Source organism: Clostridium akagii DSM 12554 (assembly GCF_000686725.1).
Lineage (GTDB): Bacteria > Bacillota > Clostridia > Clostridiales > Clostridiaceae > Clostridium_I > Clostridium_I akagii.
In genome coordinates this window covers 1-19,330 of sequence record NZ_JMLK01000012.1, presented here as the reverse complement: position 1 = coordinate 19,330, position 19,330 = coordinate 1, and the positions used below count along the sequence as shown (strand labels likewise).

The following is a 19,330-nucleotide window of genomic DNA, read 5'->3' as shown; positions in this document are numbered from 1 at the left end:
CTACATTATACTCTTTACTTTATTTGCATTTAATGATATTATACTGTAAATAATAGCTTTGCAAATTAGAATTAATATATTATATCAATTATGGAAAATAAGATTATAATAGTAATTAAGAGAGCTGATGGCTGGTGCAAGTCAGCAAGCAACGTAATCCCTCCACTTCCATAGCTAAAGCAAAATTGAAAGGTCTGTGTCCTTTATCTCACAATAAAGTGGTCATATTTATATATGGCAATTTGAGTGGCAACGCGGAAGTTTAACTCTCGTCTCTATAGTTTTTATAGAGACGAGAGTTTTTTTGTTTATTTTAAATTATTAATTACACTTTCTAATCTATTGATAGTATAAAAAATTTCAGGAGGCAATGTAAAATGTTAGATTTAAATTTAATAAGAGAAAATACTGAAAAGGTTAAAGCAGCACTTTCTAAACGTATGGATAATATTGATTTCACTGAACTTCTTCAATGGGATGGGGAAAAAAGAAAATTAATATTAGAGAGTGATGCTTTAAAAAATGAAAAAAACAAAGTATCTAAAAAAATATCTGAACTTAAAAGAAACGGGAAAAATATTGAAAAATATTATTTAGAAATGAAAGAAGTTTCAAATAAGATAAAGGGTTTGCAAGAAAGATTGACTCCACTTGGAGAAAAAATAAATACTTTCTTAAGGGCTTTGCCTAATATACCTGATGACGATGTGGCATATGGTGGAAAAGAAAACAATAATGTATTGCGAAAGTGGGGTGAAAAAACTGTCTTTAACTTTGCTCCTAAGGATCATGTGGAACTTGTAACAGCTCATAATCTAGTTGACTATGAAAGAGGTGTAAAGCTTGCAGGAAATGGCTTTTGGGTTTATAAAGGGTATGGCGCTATGCTTGAATGGGCACTTCTAAATTATTTTATAGAAACACATATAAAAGATGGGTATGAATTCATTCTTCCCCCACATATTTTAACTTACCAATGTGGATTAACAGCAGGTCAATTTCCTAAATTTGAGGATGAGGTATTTAAGGTGACTGATAATAAAGATAAAAATAATAGTCAATTTATACTACCAACGTCTGAAACTGCATTAGCTAATTTACATAGGGATGAGATTTTGAGGGAAGAAGAACTTCCTAAAAAATATTTTTCATATACCCCATGTTATAGAGTGGAAGCGGGAAGTTATAGATCGACAGAAAGAGGAATGATTAGGGGTCATCAATTTAATAAGGTAGAAATGTTTCAATATACAAAACCAGAAGATTCTGATGCCGCATTTAATGAGCTTTTAGATAAAGCAGAAAAACTTGTTCAAGGCCTAGGACTTCATTACCGGGTGTCTAAATTAGCTGCTAAAGATTGTAGTGCATCTATGGCAAGAACTTATGACATCGAAATATGGATTCCAAGCATGAGTGAGTATAAAGAAGTGAGTTCAGCATCAAATGCTCGTGATTATCAAGCTAGACGTGGAATGATTAGATTTAAACGGGACGGAAGTAATAAGACTGAGTATGTTCATACTTTAAATGCTTCTGGTCTTGCTACAAGTAGATTACTTCCTGCTCTTGTAGAACAAATGCAACAAGAAGATGGAAGCATAATTGTTCCAGAAGTATTAAGAAAATGGATAGGTAAAGATAGATTGTAAACAGTGATTAAATGTGATATAATTCCAATAATGACATTTTATATTTTATATTTTATATTGCAATTATGAACTTTTATACAACTATTCGGTAAAACTTATCTGAATTTTCAATATATAAATTGAGTATTACTATGGTTAAGCAAAATAGAGACTTATGTGTCTTTCTTTGCCTATTCCTTTATAAAAATCCATGTGTGCAAATCTAATACCAGACGCATATATTAATAGTATCAGAGTAGATTTATATTCTCAGATAAAAAAATACAAGCCTGTGTAATTAAATGAATAAAAGCTAGTACCGTATATGAGGGGTGGTTTAAATGAAAGGTATAGATATTTATTCAGGTACAGTTATTACAGATTGGAATGCAATTAAGTCTAGTGTTGATGTTGTTTATATTAAATTAACTGATGGAATTACCTACAATAATCCAATGGCCCCAGAACAATATAAAGCAGCTAAAAGTGTGGGGCTTAAAGTTGGAGCATATCATTTTGCAGAAAAAAACAATGTAATTGCCGAGTATAACCATTTTTTTAATGAGTCAGCAAAATATAAGTGGGATCTAAAACCTGTTTTAGATTATGAGATTACTACAAATCCAGATTTTAATTTTATAGCCCAATTCATAAGCAGAGATCCAAACCTATTGTTATATGGTTCACATTTTATTGCTAATAAAACTGGATTAGCTAAGAGCAGAATATGGATTGCACAACCAACTGATACTCCAGGTTCCAATTATTCTGTCCCAACGTCAGTAGGCGAATATGCTGGAATCCAGTATGAATGGTATGGAAAAATTAACGGACTTAATGGAAATGCAAATGTAGACTTATTTTCTAATAACATATTAGTTACTGGTAGTAATCCTGTTATAATTGATTCGTCACAACCAGGTCAGAGTGGAGATCCTTCAGTTAGACTTATACAAATAGAACTAAATACTTTACTTAAAAAAGGGCTAGCAGTGGACAGTATTAATGGTCCAGTAACAACAGCAGCTATAAAAGATTTTCAGTCCATTATGGGTTTAAAAGTTGATGCAATTTGGGGACTCAAGACATCAGTAGCAGTTAAAGAAATTTATTCAATGGCCACAGATGGGGTGGTCTATGCTCATAAAGAGTATGCTACAAGATATATACAATATCGTGTAGGAGGGGTAATCGATGGAATATTTGGTACTAAAACAAAGATTAACGTCCAAAACTGGCAGGCACGTCATAAACTAAAGGCAGATGGAATTGTTGGTAAAGCAACTTGGTCAAAATTGTTAGATGAAAATTCCTAGTATTATAGGAAAACAAAGATGTTGTTCAGTTTATAAATAATATTTTGGGAGGGAGTATTATGAATCAAACATTAATCACTAGCATCATAATACCAATATTAGTAGCTGTTATAGGGACTATTTTAGAAATAGCAAGAAGACAATTAAAATCTTTCATAGATTCAAATAGACAGCTAATTGAAAAGCAGAAGCAGGCATTAATACAGTCTATGGGAATTGAGCGGTATAATGCAGATGTGGCAATTGTAAAACGAGCGGTACAAACAGTAGAACAGCTAGGAAAGGAATTTAATTGGGAGGGTACAGTTAAGCATAGTAAAGTATTAGAAATGATTGAAGGCAAGACAGGACTCACAGATACCGAGATTTACAACATTATTAAGGCGGTTGTTTTGCAGGTTAATCAATTTAAAAAAGTGGTTAAATAGAAGGCAGTATAAAAAAACTACCTTCTTACAATATTTTATCTATCCTGAATTATTTTTCCTTTTTCATTTAAAAATTCAAAAAGTTTATCTTTGCTTGTGTTAATTATTAATTCTTCTGGCATATCTATGCTTTTAAGAACTTTAATTGCAGCATCAAAATTACCTATATGAAAACATGAATGAGCATCACTGTTAAGTATTATCTTCACACTATTTTCCTTACATAACTTAGCAAGTTTAATACAAGTTTTTTCGCTTCCAATTCTTGATCTAATAAAAGAACTATTATTAATTTCAATTAAAATATTTTTTTCTTTTGCCTTTTTAACTAGAGCTTCTTCGTGAATAGGGAAGCTGGGATTACCAGCATGACCAATTATTTGAATATTACTATTATCCATAGCGTTTAGATAAGCCCTAGTATTTATGTCTGGATCTTTATTAGGCTTCATAACAGGGTCATGCATGCTAGCTATCATTATATCTAATTTTTCTTGTATTTCTAAAGGTAAATCTATATCTCCTTCATAATCAACGATATTTGATTCACAACCATATAGCATTGTAACTCCTGCTATTTTTCTAGGGAGTGATTTAAAATTACCAAAATACCATAGTTCAGGTGCTCCAGGCATACTAGGTGCATGATCTGTAGTTCCTAGAACCTCAAGGCCTATTTCACTTGCATATTTTGCATTTTCTAATAGTGTAGTATATGCGTGACCGCTAGCTATAGTATGTGTATGTAAATCTATAGGATATTTCATAACAGTACTCCTTCCGATTTTAAAAAATATATTTTTCATGTTTAGAATTTTGATTTTTTTACTTTTAATCGCATATTCTTAATTATAACTCAAAAATCAATCATTTGCATGTGGATTATGTGTAAAATTGCGTTATATACATGTAAAATGTCAAAGTACTCTTGATATTTCTATAATTTAATAGTATATTTATAACTGCTATTAAAATTGTTAAATAACATTATTAAATCGCAAAAACATTGACTTGCGATTTGTGTTATAATAGTATTAGGTATTTAGTCACTATGGTTATCAGATGGGTAATTAACTTGAATTTATAATTTTGAGCGAAGAACTTTATCTTCTAATAATAAGGCAAGGGATTAGGCAACTTAAAGAAAATAACAAGTCAAATATGAAGGTATATTTTTTTTTGAAGACGCCTTAAGAAACTCTTAGCTATACTAGCGATTGAAACATTATATAAGATCAGAAGGAGTGAGTTATTTTGGAACAAGTAATATTAAATGTTGAACCAAGAGAAAAAACATCCAAAAAATTTAAAGAAGAAGGGTTTATACCAGCAGTAATTTATGGTAACGCTTCTGGAGAGGCACAATCAGTTAAAATCCAGGAAATAGCACTTAAAAAGATCCTTTCAGTACACGGATCAAATGTTAAACTATGGGTTAAGTGTGGAGAAGACAAGAAATTCGGATTTATTAAAGAAATCCAAAGACAACCAGTTTCAAATAAAATTAGACATATCGATGTACAATTAGTAGCTAGAGATAAAGATGTGAAAATACAAATTCCAATTATATTTGATGGTGAAGAAGCTTTGAAAAAAGTACAATTACAATTACAAATTCGTAAAGCTTTTGTAGATGTTTTTGGTAAAATAGATTTAATGCCAGATGTAATACGTGTAGATGTATCTAAAAAAGATAGAAATGACACAATTACTTTTGAAGAATTTAAATTAGATGAAAGCTTAAAATCAGCTGATAAAGATGATGAAGTTTACGGAACTGTAACAAGCTTTATAATTGAAGAAGAAGTAGAAGAAGAAGTAAAACCAGTAGCTGCAGTAGCACCTGTAGCAGAGGCTAAATAATTTAAATATACTATTTGATTATTTATTATATAAAAGCAGCATAAAGATTGAATTTTTATACTGTTTATGATAACATATATACAATAAAATTGAATTCTTACCTAGGGTAGAGGAGCTATAATTATAAGTATTTTTTCCTAGCTTGCAGGCGTTGAGGGATAAAGAAAGGAATTATAGCCGAAGAAAATGTTTTTGCTGAAATATTTTCTGGTTTTGTATAAAACATATATAAAACTGTCACTAAAGTTTTTATAGTGGAGAGCTACAAGGTACACGTGCATTGTTACTATTAGTCTTTATAATAACAGCAAAGGTGTTCCTTTGCTGTTATTTTTGTGTTCACTAATATAATGTGATTTTGCCCGGGTAAGAGAAAGGTAGGAATAATATGAAAATTAAAGGTGTTTTAGTACCTATTATCACTCCATTTACAGGAGGAGAAGTAGATTTTAAATCATATGAAAAGTTGATTAAACATTATTCTAAACTTGGAGTAACTGGATTTGTTCCACTTGCAACCACAGGTGAAACTCCTACATTATCCGATTATGAGTATGAAGCTATATTAGAAAAAACTATTGAGTATAATGAAAATAATTTGCCAATATATGTGGGGTTCGGCGGGAATAATACAGAAAAAATGGCAAAAGATATTAAGATGCTAGAAAAATATAAAATCCAAGGTGTTTTATCAGTATGCCCATATTATAATAGGCCAGATCAAAGGGGGATATATGAGCATTTTAAAAAAATATCAGAAGCTACACCCCTTGATATTATTTTATACAATATACCGTATAGAACTGGAAGAAACATTGAAAATGATACAACGAGAAGGCTTTCTGAACTTAAAAATATTGTTGGAATAAAGGATGCATGTGGTGATTTTAGCCAAAGTAGTGAACTCTTATTAAATCCACCTAAAGATTTTTCTATATTAACAGGAGAAGATGCTTTCTTTTACAGTACATTAATGCTTGGTGGAGATGGAGGGATTCTTGCTTCAGCCCATCTTCATACAGAAAAGTTTATTGAGATATATAAAAAAGTTCAAGATAACGATCATCTTAAAGCTTTCGAAATTTGGAAGACGCTAGCTAATCTTATTCCATTATTATTTGAAGAACCTAATCCTGCTCCAATTAAATATTGCTTATATAAATTAGGATTAATTAATTCTCAAGAAATAAGGTTACCTTTAGTTCAAATATCAGAAACTTTAGCCAGAAAAATTGATAAAAACTTATAATCTTAATCCAAATTTATGCTAGAATGAATAGTGTAGATTTGGATTTTTTTAAGTAGCATGATAAAAATAATACTGCTGCACATAGGTAAGTTATTTCATGGCAATTAATCATAAAATTAAAGGTGGCTAAACATATGAATACAAATAGAATAAAAAAGCTCACACCCTTGGCAGAAACAAAGTTTCTAAATCTTTACGATGCTGAGTATGAAAATAAAAATAAAAAGTTAAGTCATTGGACTGTTGCTTCACGAAAAGATTTTAAAACTCTTTCTTCTCAATATTTTCAAGGCGCAGAAGAAAAAATGGATGCCACTATAATAGCTGCATTGCACAATGAAAGCAGAAAGATCGTTTGTATAAGACAATTTAGAATACCACTCAATGATTATGTATTTGAACTGCCAGCTGGTCTTATAGATACTGGTGAAGATTATGAAAAAGCTAGTGCTAGAGAGCTCAAAGAAGAAACTGGACTAGACATCATAAAAATAAATCATGAAAGATCTAGAAAAGGAGTTTATGCTTCTGCAGGAATGACAGATGAATCTGCTGCTATTGTATTTTGCACTTGTAGTGGGAATATCTCCTACGATGGACTTGAAGAAGACGAAGATATAGAAATAATGCTCTTTTCTGTCAATGAAGTAAAAGAACTACTTAAAACAGATGTTAAAATTGATATGAGAGCATTTATAACATTACAAGCTTTTGTACTACTTGGAGAAAAATTGTTTGAGTAATTTACTCTAGCCATCTTCATAAATATATATAGCCTGTAGGAAATATTTTTGAAGATGGCTTAAATTAATTTCCAAATTTTTTTAGTCCCTTTGACTTGTAATTGATAGAACATGTCAATTGATTATCAATAGGAAAATAGGGTAGGAAACAAATGTATAAATTTCACTGATATTAAACATATATTAGATAGATATGAGCTATACATCTAAATGGATTTATATAAAATTTAAGGAAATAGGATTTGTACAAGCTGGCATTTGTATATTAGTGATAATATGTTTTCTTAGATTTTATTACAACGTAATTCAGAAAAAAAACAAATTTTACCTAGGAAGTACTATGATAAAATACAAGAAAAATTATCCCCTTACATCGGAATATTACTGCGTAAAATAGGAATTTGACGCAGTAAGCAGTAAATTTGGAGGTTTTTTATGAAATATGACTTAAAACAACTAATAGATAACGACGTTCCTGAACAAGTTACTAATTTTCTGAATTATTTAAGAACTATAAGAGGAACTTCAGAAAACACAATTTATAATTATAAAATAGAACTTTGTCTGTTTTTTAGATTTATGAAGCTTTATTATGGCAAGTCAAAAAAAGAAGATGATTTTAATGATATTTATATTGGTGATGTGGATATTTCATTTATAGGGAATATAAAATTAGAAGACCTATTTGCTTTTTTATCTTTTGTAGAGAATTACAGAGGTAACGGGAATTATGCCAGAGCTAGAAAAGTTGCTACTCTAAAATCATTTTTTAAATATTTAAGTGTCAAGGCTAAAGTATTAATTATAAATCCAGCACTAGAACTTGAATCTCCTAAAATTCATGGCAGGAATCCGGTGTATTTAAGTTTGACAGAAAGTAAGTCCCTATTAAATGTTGTAGATGGAGAAAATAAAGAACGAGATTATTGTATATTGATGTTATTTTTAAATTGCGGTCTTAGACTTTCAGAACTAGTAGGAATAAATATTTCAAAAATCAAAGATGATACCCTATCTATAATTGGTAAAGGTAATAAAGAAAGAACCGTTTATTTGAACGAAGCGTGTCTTCAAGCCATTCTTCTTTATATTCCTTTTAGAGAATTAAAAATTAAGAACATACGTTCTATCGAGGACAAAGACGCATTATTCTTAAGCAGAAAGAACAAAAGAATAAGTAAAAGAACAGTTGAAGTATTAGTAAAAAAATATATAAAAAAGGCTAATTTAGATAGCACTAAGTACACTCCACATAAACTCAGACATACTGCAGCAACTTTAATGTATAAATACGGCAATGTAGATATACTAAGTCTACAGCAGATTCTTGGTCATGAGAGTGTATCCACCACCCAGATTTATACTCATATAGACGATGAAAAACTACGTCAAGCTGTAAAATCTAATCCGCTAAACGATAAAGAGGTGCCCGAAAATCAGTCCCATTCCCCTCATGAGCAATAAGAATAACGAAGAAAGACCTTGTCTCAATAAAATAAGACTAGGCCTTTCTTCGTTATTCATTTAGGTTTTTTTACAACAAAAAAACCTGGGGATTTTTCTTCTAATAGTTGTTTTGCTTTTCTGTCTTCGTCAATCATTTCAGACAAACCATCAATATCATCTATTAGTTGTAGATCATAAGGTAAATCATCCTTTTCATCCCGTACATAATCATCATCATAGTCATCAAGTAAATTTTCATCTAGACCACTTTCGTCATCCGAAAACCCCTCTTCATACTCTTTTATCTCATCAGGATCTTCTAGTATCTTATCAATAAGTATTTCTTTTTTTTCACCAAGCTCTAGATTAATGCATTCGCCACAACTGTCGCAAATTTTTTCAGGATTTAAATCACATTTATCACAAGTTCCACATTCATTACATTTTTTTGTTGAATCTAATACACATATTTTTTCCATAAATCTACCCTCTTCGTTTTAAGCAGTAACATATATTATATCAGTTGTTTATATAAATATCAATACTTAGTTAAAATGCTTAATTTATTAAAATTAACTTAGTTAACAGTTATATATAGTTTACATAATGATTATTACGTAAACTAGTTCTAATATAAGAACATAGGTTTGCATGAATTAATTATATATGATATAATTTCATTAAATCATGACAAAGCTATAGTTAGAGGTGTTACATATGTTAAAAGATAAAAAAAGAGACGTTCAGACAGAAATTTATGACTTCATTCAGTCTGAAGTAATTAATAAAGGATATCCTCCTTCAGTTAGAGAAATATGTGCTAAGGTTGGTCTTAGTTCAACTTCCACTGTTCATGGACATCTTTCAAGAATGGAAAAAAAAGGACTTATTAAAAGAGATCCTTCTAAACCAAGAGCAATTGAATTGCTAAAGGATTCATTTCCAAAGCAAGAACTTATAACTGTCCCTATATTAGGTAAAGTTCAGGCTGGGCTTCCAATTTTGGCAGTAGAAAACATAGAAGACTATTTTACTCTTCCTATCCAATACACTAAGAGTAATAAAGATCTATTTATGCTTAAAATTTCTGGAGAAAGTATGATTGATGCTGGAATATATGATGGAGATTTAGCTATCGTTGAAAAGTCAAGCTCTGCTGAAAATGGTGATATAGTAGTTGCTTTAATTAATGATGAAGCTACGATTAAAAGATTTTTCAAAGAAAAAGACCACATTAGATTACAACCAGCTAATCCTTCCATGGAGCCAATTATCGTTGATGATTGTCAAATAGTAGGTCAACTTGTTGGATTGTACAGGCGTTATTAGGATTAAAATAACTCTCTCTAAATATACGTTAGAGAGAGTTATTTTTTATTTTTATATTAGTCCTGACAAAGCTATCATTATTCCTATTTTAGCATGATCAAAAGTTAATCCACCCTGGAGATACCCAATATAAGGTTCTCTTATTGGTGCGTCAGCGGAGAGTTCTATTGATGCACCTTGAATAAATGCTCCAGCAGCCATTATAACTTGATCCTCATAACCTGGCATATCCCATGGTTCGCATTCCAAAAAAGAATCTATTGGGGATCCTTTTTGAATTCCCTTGCAAAAACTGATTAATTTTTCCTTGTCGTTAAATTTTATTGCTTGAATTATGTCACTTCTTTTATCAGTATACCTTGGAAGTACTTCAAATCCAGCTAGCTCCATAATTCTAGAACAAAACACTGCACCTTTTAATGCTTCTATGGAAACATGTGGAGCTAAAAATAAACCTTGAAAAAGTGATCTCATTACTCCAAAAGTTGAACCACACTCCCCGCCAATCCCCGGTATAGTTAATCGATAAGCGGCTTGGGTTACATATTCTTTCTTTCCAGCTATATAACCACCTGTTGGAGCAATTCCCCCACCTATGTTTTTGATCAATGACCCAGCAACTAAATCCGCACCAACTTCTGTTGGTTCTTTAGTATCAATAAATTCTCCATAACAATTATCCACAAAACATATTACATCTTTTCTTATTTTCTTAACAAAACTAATAATTTCTTCTAACTTATCAATAGTTAGTGACTTTCTCCATCCATATCCAGTAGATCTCTGTATATGCACAAGTTTTATACTATCATCACTTTCTAATGTTCTTTTAACATTGTCAAAATCGATTCCACCGTCACTCTGTAAATCTACCATTTTATACTTGATACCATATTCCATTAAAGAACCTATGTTCTTTTCACTACTTATGCCAATAATACTATGAAGCGTATCATAGGGAGTTCCGCATATTGATATAAGTGTGTCATTAGGTCTTAAATTACCAAAGAGTGCTGCACCAATGGCGTGTGTGCCATTTACAAAATGAGGTCTTACTAAGGCCATTTCGGTTTTAAATATTCTAGCATATACCTTATCTAAACTATCTCTACCTATATCACCATAGCCATATCCTGTACTGTTAGTAAAATGAGAATCGCTTATTCTCTCTTCTTGAAAAGCATCCAAAACCTTTAATTGATTAAATTCTCTTATTCCATCATATAATTCAAATTGTTCCTTGATATCTTCTAAAGACTTTTCAGCTAATTCTATTATGTTATCTTTAATTCCGTATTTATCTTTTAGTATTTTTTTTGTGTCAGAAATCATTAATTTTCCTCTTCCCCTGTTTGATTAAATAGTATTGGTTTTAATGGCGTAATTGTTGAAATTGCATGTTTATACACCATCATCTGCTTGCTATCACTGTCAAGTATTACTGTGAAACTATCAAAACCTTTTACACTTCCTCTTAATTGAAAACCGTTGGTCAAATGGATAATAACTGGTATTCTTTCTTTTCTTGCATTGTTCAAAAAAATATCCTGTAAGTTATTTGTAGTTTTATTCATAGCATTTCACCCTCCGTTTATTTTATTATATTAATTCTATAAAAAAAATCAAAATCCTTTTATTACTTTAACTTTTCATTTTATAATTTTATAGTTTTTTATATCTTCTAAAATAAAACTTACTATGTCTTCATCTTTCATTTTATCCTTTTGTATCCATTTAATACGATTATCTTTTCTAAACCATGTCAATTGTCTCTTAGCGTAATTTCTACTTCCTTGTTTTATCATTTCAATTGCTTCATCTAAGCTGATCTTGTTATCAAGATAATACAATATTTCTTTATATCCAATACCCTTCATTGACTGCATATTAGAATTATATCCTTTTTCTTTTAAATTTACAACTTCCTCAACAAGACCTTGCTCTAACATTTGATCTACTCTTTTATTTATTTTATCATATAATTCTTCACGATCCATATTTAGAACATAATAATTAATATTATACGGTATATCATAGATGTTCTGATTTTCATTAAGTTCACCTATGGTCTTACCAGATAATTTATAAACCTCTAATGCCCTAATAACCCGCTTTAAATCATTAGGATATAACTTTTGGTATGAAGAAGCGTCAACGTCTTTTAAAAGGTCATGAACAAAAACTTTCCCCTTCTCCTCAGCTAACATCTCAAGATAATTCCTATATTCCATATCTTTATAGGTACCTGTAAACCCATAATTAAATATAAGAGAACTTATATATAGACCTGTTCCACCAACTAAAATTGGATATTTACCTCTTGAAATTATATCCTCTAAAGCATTCTCTGCTAAAACTTTAAACTTTGCTACACTGAATTCCTCATTTGGGCTTATGACATCAATTAAATGATGCTTAATTCCATTCATTTCTTCTGGTTGTATTTTTGCTGAACCAATATTCATATATTTGTATATTTGCATTGAATCAGCAGAAATAACCTCTCCATTTAAAGCTTTTGCTAGTTTAAGAGAGATTTCAGTCTTACCTATTCCTGTTGGGCCACTTAAAATCAATATGTCTTTCATTTGTCCTCCATCATTGCACTCTTTTAAATTTCTTTTCCATTTCATATAGTGTGGTTTTAATAATAGTTGGTCTTCCATGTGGGCAATTAAATGGATCATCTATTAATCTTAAGTTTTCAATAAGTACTTTCATTTCTTCTATGTTCAAGTTGTCATTTGCCTTAATGGCCGCTTTACATGCCAAAGTTGCAATTTTTTTATACTTCACTTCATAGGTTTCACCAGAACCTAGTTTTTTTAGATTATCTAATATTTCTGAAAAGATATTTCTAAGTTCTGGTTTCCCTAGGAAATTAGGCACTTCTCTTATATTTATAGTGTTATCACCAAATTCTTCAATACTAAAACCTGCACCTTGAAATATTTCTTTGTTCTCTACATAATAAATAAAATCTTCTGGGGTTAGTTCAATAACTTCTGGCATTAATAGTATTTGAGCCGTTACATGGCTTTGCTTTATATCCTTGGTGTATTTTTCAAATAATATTTTTTCATGTGCAGCATGTTGATCTATAATATAAAAATCTTCTGCACTTTCTGCAAGTATATAAGTATTATGAAACTGTCCTATTATACGTAGAGCAGGAAATTTAGGTGTACTAGCTGATGATATATCTGTAGGCTTTTCTAACTGTTGTTTATTAACTTTATCTTCAATAAATGCAGAATAATCTTTTGCTACATCATTGGTTTCTTTAACAAAATTATTTGAGGATGCCATTTGACCCCTATGGAAATCATTTATTGAAACAGTATTTTCATTATCGGTTTTTAAATCTAGTGGCATTTGGATAGATTCCCGTTTAAATGTATTCCCTTCTATTTCCTGCTGAATTGGTGATTCTAATTCTAGTTCAAAATTATTTTTCAAACTATTTCTAATTGCCTCGTGTACTGCATCAAAAACCAACTTAAAAAGTTCTCTATCATTTTCAAATTTCACTTCTGCCTTGGTTGGGTGCACATTAACATCAATATATTCAGGAAATATATCTAAAAACAATGCAAAAAAAGGGTATTTATTAATCATCATAAATGATTTAACCGCAGTCTCTACAGCTGTAGCAATAAGTTTATTTTTTATATATCTGTTATTTACAAAAACGCTTTGATTATTTCTGCTACCACGACTAATTTCAGCATTACCAACATAACCATATACAGATGCTATATCTGTATGTTTTTCAAATTTTATAACGTTATCACCTATACTTTTACCATATATAGTTCTTATAGTATTAAATAAACTTTCTGTAGAATAGGTATTAACTACCTTTTTACCATTGTTTATAAGCCTAAATGAAATTTTAGGATTTGAAAGTGCAAGCCTATTTACTATATCCGTAATAATTGAAGCTTCCCTTTGAGTGGATTTTAAAAACTTCTGCCTTGCTGGAACGTTAAAAAATATGTTTTTAACCTCAGTTGTTGTTCCAATGCTACAACCTATCTCCTTAACATACTCTTTAACCCCTCCATTAATAGAAATCTCCTTACCTATCTCATTACCTTCCATTCTGCTTCTAAGCACTACATTAGACACTGCGGCTATGCTTGGAAGTGCTTCTCCTCTAAACCCTAATGTATTTATTGCATAAATGTCTTCTATTGAACTTATCTTACTTGTAGCATGTGGCATAAATGCAAGTTCTATATCTTCTGGATTTATTCCTGTTCCATCATCAGATACTTTAATAAGTTTTTGGCCACCTTCTTCAATCTCAATATTAATAACACTAGCTTTTGCATCAATGGAATTCTCAATTAATTCTTTAACTACAGAGGAAGGTCTCTCAACAACTTCCCCTGCTGCAATTTTATTGGAAGTATCTTCATTTAATAAATTGATTCTTCCCAAAATACATCACCCTCTCTATTGTAATTTTTTAGCATTTGTTATAAGCTGGAAAATTTTATTCATAGATTCTAATGGCGTCATACTCATAACATCAATTTCACATATTTCTTTAATGAAATTTTCTTTGCCTATATCATTAAATCCAATTTGAACTGAATCACTTACTATTTTCGTTTTACTCTTATCAGATTTTTTTGTCTTTTCGCCAGTTATTTTTTCAGCTGCAATTTCATTATTATTTTCATTTTCAAGATGCTCTAATATTTCCTTTGCTCGCTTAGTAACCTTTAACGGAAGTCCTGCAAGTTTTGCAACTTCAATCCCGTAGGATTGATCTGCCCCACCCTTAACTATTTTCCTCAGAAATACTATATCATCCTTTATCTGTTTAACAGCTACTGAATAGTTCTTTAGCCCATCTATGACCCCTTCAAGACTTGTGAGTTCATGATAGTGGGTGGCAAATAATGTTTTACATCTTATTTTTTTATTTGTGCATATATACTCAACTACTGACCAAGCAATACTAAGACCATCATAGGTACTTGTTCCTCTACCTACTTCATCTAGTATTATAAGGCTATTTGGTGTAGCATTTTTAAGTATGTTTGATACTTCTGACATCTCAACCATAAAGGTACTTTTACCAGCTGCCAAATCATCTGATGCACCTATCCTTGTAAATATTTTATCACAAATGGAAATCTTAGCGTTTTTCGCAGGTACAAAACATCCTACTTGAGCCATTATTACTATAAGTGCCACCTGCCTCATATACGTAGACTTACCTGCCATGTTAGGCCCTGTAATAAGTATAAGTTGCTCATCTGTAGTGTTTAATTTAGTGTCATTTGCAACAAAATCACCAAAGGAAAGCATATTTTCTACAACTGGGTGTCTTCCATCCTTAATATTTATAGGACCGCTCACAGAAATTTCAGGTTTACAATAGCTATTTTCTAATGAAACGGTGGCAAAAGAAGATAGACAATCTAGCTCAGAAAGTAATTTAGCACTTCCTTTCATTCTATCTATATGCAGAGAAATTTCATCTCTTAACTTTACAAAAAGCTCATACTCTAAATTCACAAGCTTTTCGTCAGCGCCTAATATCTTTTCTTCCATATTTTTAAGATCTTCTGTAATATACCTTTCACAATTAGCCAGTGTTTGTTTTCTAATATATCGGCCTTCTGGTATCATGCTTATATTTGACTTAGTTACTTCTATATAATATCCAAATATCCTATTATAACCTATTTTCAAGGATTTTATATTAGTAACTTCTCGCTCCTGATTTTCAAGGCTTGCAATCCATTCCTTACCATGGGATTTTGCCTTTCTAAGTTCATCTATTTCTTCATTGTACCCATCTCTAATTATATTTCCTTCCTTAATAGATAATGAAGGTGCTTCAAGTAGTGCATTATCTAACAATACCTGTATATCTTTTAAATCATCTAAATTGGAATGTATTTTACGTAGAAGTTCACAATTAAACTTCTCCAATATTACTTTAACTCCTGGTAACTTTTCTATGGAATTTTTTAAAAATATAAACTCCTTAGCATTTACACTTTGCGTAGATATCTTTCCCACGAGTCTTTCAATATCATATATTTGTTTTAGTGAAGCCTTAAGATCCTCATGAATGGATATATTAGCCGTAAGTTCTTCTACTGCACCTAATCTTCCTTTAATTGAATTTTCATCAATTAAAGGCTCTTCTATCCACCTTCTAAGTTGTCTTGCACCCATAGCCGTACTTGTTTTATCTAATACCCACAAAAGTGAACCTTTTTTGCTCTTTTCTCTGAGCGTTTCGGTAAGTTCTAAATTTCTTCTTGAATTAATGTCAATACTCATATAATCAACTACTGAATAATGTTTGATTATATTTATGTGACTTAAAGAAACCTTTTGAGTATCTATTAAATATTTCATCAATGCATTTCCAGCATTCAAGATAAAATCGTCATTTTTTTATAATTTCGTAATTTGAAAATTGCTTGCTTAGATTCTCTTCCGTACCCTGGATAAAAATTTCATCATCAAAACTAGTAACCGCGCATTTAAATCTTTCTTTAATATCTTTAAGTAGCTTTTTATCAATATTATTTTGTACAAGTATTTCCTTTGGATTATATTTAGATAATTCATTTATTATTATCTCTGTATCTTTACGTTCTGAAGTACAATCAAATTCTCCTGTAGATACATCTGCAATGGCAATACCAAATCTATTTTCATCCATGAAAATGCTCATAATATAATTATTTTTTGTATCATCTAAAAATGCTGAGTCTGTATAAGTTCCTGGAGTTATTATTTTAACTATACCCCTTTTGACTATACCTTTACTAGCAGATGGATCTTCTAATTGCTCTCCAATTGCCACTTTATATCCTTTGTTAATTAGTCTTGTAATATAAACGTTAGCAGCATGGTGAGGGATTCCACACATAGGTGCCCTTTCACTAAGTCCACAATCTTTCCCTGTAAGAACAAGTTCAAGTTCAAGTGCTGCGGTTTTAGCATCTTCAAAAAACATTTCATAAAAATCCCCTACTCTAAAAAAGAGTATGCAATCTTTGCACTTTTCTTTTACATTTAAATATTGCTGCATCATTGGGGCCAATGCCATATTAAACTCTCCTTTTTTATAAGTTTAGGTTTGACATATATGTATCTGTCAAACCTAAAGGTGTTTTAAACTTCTTCTCCATAAAGGGAAAATGAATTTGCTTTAGTAATTTTAACTTTAACAATTTTTCCTATATTATCTTCATCTGAAGTAAAATTAACTAATTTAGATGTTCGAGTTCTACCCATAAGTTTTGTTTCATCATTTTTACTAGTACCTTCAACAAGCACTTCAACTATTTTGCCTTGATATTCCTTGTTCTTTTTAGCACATATTTCATTTACTACATCTACTAATCTATTAAATCTTTCATGTTTCACTTCATCACTTATTTGATCTTCCATTTCTGCAGCCGGGGTACCTTTTCTTAATGAGTATAAAAACATAAAAACAGAATCATATTCCACTTGCTTAACTAAATCTAAAGTTTCACTAAAATCCTCTTCTGTTTCTCCAGGAAAACCAACTATTATATCTGTAGTTAAAGCTAGATCAGGTATCTCCTTCTTCATCTTTTTTATAAGATCAATATAATATTCTTTTGTATAGTGCCTGTTCATCTTTTTGATAATACTTGATGAACCTGATTGCACTGGCAAATGAATATGTTCACATACTTTTTCACAATCTCTTATTGCTTCCACAACTTTAAATGTTAGATCTTTAGGATGTGATGTCATAAATCTTATTCTTTCAATTCCATCTATTTTATTTATTCTTCTAAGTAAATCTGCAAAATCTATATTTGGACTAAGTTCTTTACCATAGGAGTTAACATTTTGACCAAGAAGAGTAATCTCCGTGTAGCCTTTACTTATGAGTTCTTTTATTTCTTTTTCTATATCTTCTGGATTTCTGCTTCTTTCTCTACCTCTAACATATGGAACTACGCAATATGTACAAAAATTATTACATCCATACATTATAGTTACAAAGCCTTTTATACCACTACCTCTATCAATTGGAATTCCTTCAACAATTTCCTTTTCTTTATCCCATATTTCAATAACTGATTTTCCTTCTTGTTTTACAGTGTTAAGGTATTCAGTAAGCATATGTGCATTATGTGTTCCAAAAATTATATCCACAAAGGGGAATTTTTTTATTATATCTTGTGCCATATCCTTTTGTTGCATCATGCATCCACATATAGCTATAATTAAATTTGGATTTTTTTCCTTAGCCTTTTTCAAAATCCACAGATTGCCAAATACTTTAAGTTCAGCATTTTCTCTTACACAACAAGTATTAAATATAATTAAATCAGCTGATTCTTTGGACTCTGTTTTTTCGTAACCACTTAACTTTAACATTCCGGAAAGCTTTTCTGAGTCCTCTTCATTCATTTGACAACCGTAAGTATGAATAAAGAAGAGTTTTTTTCTAATGTTGTCCATCTATATTAATCCTCCATTTTTATTGTTTTTTAGTATAACTAATTATATCATATTATTTATTTTTTTTGATGATTTACTTGCATCACGCAAGAAAGCAGAAGAAACTATAGAAAAGGGGGACGTATTCCCCCTTTTCTTCCTACTCTATTGTAGCAATATGTCTATAAATTTACAATAAATGATTAAACAAACTTTAGAGATTTTATATACAAATTTTTAGCGGATAATCATGTTAATGAAATTTTAATCTATTGACAATTATCATTGATGTAACTATAATAGTTACATAGGGGAGTTGTAACCGGTCTAGTTACATAAACTTAGTAACTATGAAAATAGTTTTGAATTAAACAATTGTTGTAAATAATAATAAAATAAAATTAGTTGAAGGAGATGCAATTATGCCAATAATTAGAGTTACAATGGGAAAAGCTAATGTTGAAATGAAAAAGATGTTGATTGAGAAATTAACTTCTGCAGCAGTTGAGGTTACAAAAGCTCCTGGGAGTGTTTTTACTGTCCTTATTGAAGAGCTTGAGCTTGACAATATGGGTGTCGGTGGTCAGACGTTAGCTGAAATACACCACAATAAATAGTCTTTTAGAGGTCTAGCTGGAATGTCCATAGATTGTGTGAATAAAATTTATGGAAGTATAATAATAGAATTATTGTAAATAATAATAAAATTAGTTGTAACTATAATTGTTACAAAAGGAGATTAACATTATGAAAATAGGTATTATAGGTTCAGGAAATATAGGCACTGCAGTGGGCAAGAAAGTAGTCGAGGCAGGACATGAATTGATTATTAGTAATAGTAGAGGACCTAAAACATTAG

The 19,330-nt window shown here is 30.6% G+C and carries 17 protein-coding genes, 1 pseudogene and 1 riboswitch; of the genes and pseudogenes, 10 read left to right on the top strand and 8 right to left on the bottom strand.

Features of this window, described 5'->3' with window-relative positions; all coding sequences use genetic code 11:
* The first annotated feature begins 377 nt into the window (after nt 1-377).
* The 3 genes from serS (at nt 378) to BR66_RS0106780 (ending at nt 3,375) form a co-directional block, all read left to right on the top strand.
* Entirely contained in the window at nt 378-1,652 is a 1,275-nt protein-coding gene (gene serS, locus BR66_RS0106790) for a serine--tRNA ligase (RefSeq protein ID WP_026882236.1), read from the top strand.
* 320 nt (nt 1,653-1,972) lie between these two features.
* Nucleotides 1,973-2,947, top strand: a complete 975-nt coding sequence (locus tag BR66_RS0106785; RefSeq protein ID WP_026882235.1) for a peptidoglycan-binding protein — start codon at nt 1,973-1,975, stop codon at nt 2,945-2,947.
* 59 nt (nt 2,948-3,006) lie between these two features.
* Nucleotides 3,007-3,375 (top strand): hypothetical protein, encoded by a 369-nt coding sequence (locus BR66_RS0106780; RefSeq protein WP_026882234.1) that lies wholly within the window; start codon nt 3,007-3,009, stop codon nt 3,373-3,375.
* Between the two features lie 35 nt (nt 3,376-3,410).
* Here the strand turns inward: BR66_RS0106780 and BR66_RS0106775 are convergent, their stop codons facing one another.
* Complete coding sequence (locus BR66_RS0106775) at nt 3,411-4,142, bottom strand: phosphatase (RefSeq protein WP_026882233.1); 732 nt, start codon at nt 4,140-4,142, stop codon at nt 3,411-3,413.
* Between the two features lie 487 nt (nt 4,143-4,629).
* On the opposite strand from BR66_RS0106775, the gene BR66_RS23315 reads away from it, so the two are divergent.
* From BR66_RS23315 to BR66_RS23310, 4 genes are all read left to right on the top strand, one after another.
* Nucleotides 4,630-5,238, top strand: a complete 609-nt coding sequence (locus tag BR66_RS23315) for a 50S ribosomal protein L25 (protein ID WP_051624132.1) — start codon at nt 4,630-4,632, stop codon at nt 5,236-5,238.
* 99 nt (nt 5,239-5,337) lie between these two features.
* Nucleotides 5,338-5,511, top strand: a riboswitch (Lysine riboswitch).
* A gap of 115 nt (nt 5,512-5,626) precedes the next feature.
* Complete coding sequence (gene dapA, locus BR66_RS0106765) at nt 5,627-6,487, top strand: 4-hydroxy-tetrahydrodipicolinate synthase (protein ID WP_026882232.1); 861 nt, start codon at nt 5,627-5,629, stop codon at nt 6,485-6,487.
* 134 nt (nt 6,488-6,621) lie between these two features.
* Nucleotides 6,622-7,230: an NUDIX hydrolase gene (locus BR66_RS0106760; RefSeq protein ID WP_026882231.1), complete on the top strand. Its 609-nt coding sequence runs from the start codon at nt 6,622-6,624 to the stop codon at nt 7,228-7,230.
* Nucleotides 7,231-7,665: 435 nt separating this feature from the next.
* The gene (locus BR66_RS23310; protein WP_051624131.1) at nt 7,666-8,694 is read left to right on the top strand and encodes a tyrosine recombinase XerC; all 1,029 of its coding nucleotides are present in this window, start codon (nt 7,666-7,668) and stop codon (nt 8,692-8,694) included.
* 56 nt (nt 8,695-8,750) lie between these two features.
* On the opposite strand, the gene BR66_RS0106750 is transcribed toward BR66_RS23310, so the two are convergent.
* The gene (locus BR66_RS0106750) at nt 8,751-9,155 is read right to left on the bottom strand and encodes a hypothetical protein (protein WP_026882230.1); all 405 of its coding nucleotides are present in this window, start codon (nt 9,153-9,155) and stop codon (nt 8,751-8,753) included.
* 238 nt (nt 9,156-9,393) lie between these two features.
* Here BR66_RS0106750 and lexA point away from each other — a divergent pair, with 238 nt between their 5' ends.
* Entirely contained in the window at nt 9,394-10,005 is a 612-nt protein-coding gene (lexA, locus tag BR66_RS0106745; RefSeq protein ID WP_026882229.1) for a transcriptional repressor LexA, read from the top strand.
* Between the two features lie 51 nt (nt 10,006-10,056).
* On the opposite strand, the gene BR66_RS0106740 is transcribed toward lexA, so the two are convergent.
* The 6 genes and pseudogenes from BR66_RS0106740 to miaB all read right to left on the bottom strand — a co-directional run bounded on the left by BR66_RS0106740 (nt 10,057) and on the right by miaB (nt 18,492).
* Complete coding sequence (locus tag BR66_RS0106740) at nt 10,057-11,337, bottom strand: methionine gamma-lyase family protein (protein ID WP_026882228.1); 1,281 nt, start codon at nt 11,335-11,337, stop codon at nt 10,057-10,059.
* On the bottom strand, nt 11,337-11,579 hold the full coding sequence (gene hfq, locus BR66_RS0106735; RefSeq protein ID WP_026882227.1) for an RNA chaperone Hfq: 243 nt from the start codon (nt 11,577-11,579) through the stop codon (nt 11,337-11,339). The genes BR66_RS0106740 and hfq overlap by 1 nt, the downstream gene beginning before the upstream one ends.
* A gap of 75 nt (nt 11,580-11,654) precedes the next feature.
* The gene (gene miaA, locus BR66_RS0106730; RefSeq protein ID WP_026882226.1) at nt 11,655-12,593 is read right to left on the bottom strand and encodes a tRNA (adenosine(37)-N6)-dimethylallyltransferase MiaA; all 939 of its coding nucleotides are present in this window, start codon (nt 12,591-12,593) and stop codon (nt 11,655-11,657) included.
* A 10-nt stretch (nt 12,594-12,603) separates the two neighbouring features.
* Complete coding sequence (mutL, locus tag BR66_RS0106725; RefSeq protein WP_026882225.1) at nt 12,604-14,451, bottom strand: DNA mismatch repair endonuclease MutL; 1,848 nt, start codon at nt 14,449-14,451, stop codon at nt 12,604-12,606.
* 15 nt (nt 14,452-14,466) lie between these two features.
* Nucleotides 14,467-17,095: pseudogene (gene mutS / locus BR66_RS23305) on the bottom strand (DNA mismatch repair protein MutS).
* 65 nt (nt 17,096-17,160) lie between these two features.
* Nucleotides 17,161-18,492 (bottom strand): tRNA (N6-isopentenyl adenosine(37)-C2)-methylthiotransferase MiaB, encoded by a 1,332-nt coding sequence (gene miaB, locus BR66_RS0106715; RefSeq protein ID WP_026882224.1) that lies wholly within the window; start codon nt 18,490-18,492, stop codon nt 17,161-17,163.
* A 401-nt stretch (nt 18,493-18,893) separates the two neighbouring features.
* Between miaB and dmpI the strand changes: the two genes are divergently transcribed.
* On the top strand, nt 18,894-19,088 hold the full coding sequence (gene dmpI / locus BR66_RS0106710; protein ID WP_026882223.1) for a 4-oxalocrotonate tautomerase DmpI: 195 nt from the start codon (nt 18,894-18,896) through the stop codon (nt 19,086-19,088).
* 130 nt (nt 19,089-19,218) lie between these two features.
* Nucleotides 19,219-19,330, top strand: a 112-nt coding sequence (locus tag BR66_RS26780) for an NAD(P)-binding domain-containing protein (protein ID WP_035795678.1), incomplete at its 3' end; no start/stop codon positions are given.